Genomic DNA, 281 nt, shown 5'->3' with positions numbered 1-281 from the left:
TTCTGCGGCGGTTAAGACATGGCTTTGCGGAGTCGTGCCGTCGGTGATGGTTAGGGTGTCGCCTGCCTTGGCCGTACCTGGCAAGGCGACTGTGACTGCCACTGTCGTTGCTGCACCGAGTTCTGTTGTACTGATCAGGCCGTCGTTGTTGCTGTCGGTGGTGATGGTGATAGTGGGTGCGTCATTCGTTACAGTCACTAATGTGGCTGCATCGGTGCCCGGGGCGGAGACATTGCCAGCTTGGTCGGTGACGGTAGCTGTGACGGATAAGGTCGAGCCTT

At 58.4% G+C, this 281-nt stretch carries 1 protein-coding gene; it reads right to left on the bottom strand.

The window, feature by feature from the left end; translation table 11 throughout:
* The coding region (locus ACO0K8_RS22365) for a hypothetical protein (protein WP_422948860.1) at positions 1-281 on the bottom strand (281 nt) is incomplete at both ends.

Source organism: Undibacterium sp. Ren11W (assembly GCF_049340485.1).
Classification (GTDB): Bacteria; Pseudomonadota; Gammaproteobacteria; order Burkholderiales; family Burkholderiaceae_D; genus Undibacterium.
This window is presented reverse-complemented; position numbering and strand designations above follow the sequence as displayed.